The organism is Aquabacterium sp. (genome assembly GCF_030652515.1).
GTDB lineage: Bacteria > Pseudomonadota > Gammaproteobacteria > Burkholderiales > Burkholderiaceae_C > Aquabacterium.
This window is the reverse complement of the sequence record NZ_JAUSAR010000198.1, coordinates 1-1,275: the sequence shown is the minus strand read 5'-3', so window position 1 is coordinate 1,275 and position 1,275 is coordinate 1. Positions and strand designations below refer to the sequence as shown.

The following is a 1,275-nucleotide window of genomic DNA, read 5'->3' as shown; positions in this document are numbered from 1 at the left end:
TGACATTTGTGTGCCTGTAATTCGAAACCATAATCAGACGATAATTCTTTCAATCGATCAAACACCTTAAATACTTGACGATAATCCCGTATAATAGTACACTCATCTTGTATAGCAGCAGCAATCACACTACCATCACCAGCAGCAAGCGCATCTTTGTACAATTGTTGAACAGTAAAAGCAAATGCAAAAGCAGATACCGGATCACCCTGTTTAACACCTTGTACAGAATCTAACAAAGCTGCTAATATGTTAGTATCATAATCAAATACTAACAAAGGCGAAGCTTCTGCATAACTCCAATAAAAGAAATTTAATAAACAGCGTGTAGCATTACAGTTACTTAGTCGCTCCATGACCTTATGACGGTGAATAGAATTAAAAGCATTCTTAAAATCAATGGCCATACCAATACGATTATTCATAATTTCATTATATTGAGCATCACTACCAGCTACAGGCTTCACAGTCAAAGCAGTACGAATCACATGTAAAGCATATTGTGAACCACCACCACGACCAACACCATACTGAATGGTCTTAAATAACGATGACATTTTATCTTTCATGAGATGCATACAATAGTGAGATGCTGTTTTATATAGCACCTCTCCCATTGCTATAGGGCGAACATCACCATCCACACCACTATCTTTTGGTATACCAGCAAGCTCACATGCCAATAACAAATGTTTTACATCACCAGTGAAACGACCATTACATATACATGACACAAATATTGCTAAGTTGCTACGAAGATTAGGATGACGACGATGGACAGCATCAGTGGTTAGTTCGACTATATGTGAACCAGTAGCACCTGAAGGACCACACCGACTACCATTGTCAACCAGAGAGGCTATCACTTTTGCAATACCATCACCATCTACCGCGACAGGATTGATACCAGCAGCAGGTGGTTCCATAGCAGCTCCCGCTGGTAACTGTTTTTGTTTTAAAGATTGTATCACCTCAGCTATATTACGGCGTTTGACAGGAGCCACACAACATAGTTTCTTAGCAGCGCGTTTACAAGCATGTTTAACACCAGATTGTACTAATTTCACTGATTGATTGGCTTGAATGGTATCAGCATCATCTTTGATACGACAAGTACGAGGTGGCATAGATGAATGTATGGAAGATATATCAGAATGAAAACGATGAACATGGTTATTATTGTTATCTTTCTCTTCTTCTTTGCTATCATTTTTGTTATTATTACTGTTGTTATGTGCTGCATGATTTGCATCCCATCCATCTGCAGCACGTTGC

At 38.8% G+C, this 1,275-nt stretch carries 1 protein-coding gene; it reads right to left on the bottom strand.

Translation table 11 applies throughout. The features are described from left to right. A partial coding sequence (locus tag Q7V20_RS22840; RefSeq protein ID WP_304796233.1) for a reverse transcriptase domain-containing protein occupies positions 1-1,275 on the bottom strand: 1,275 nt, incomplete at both ends.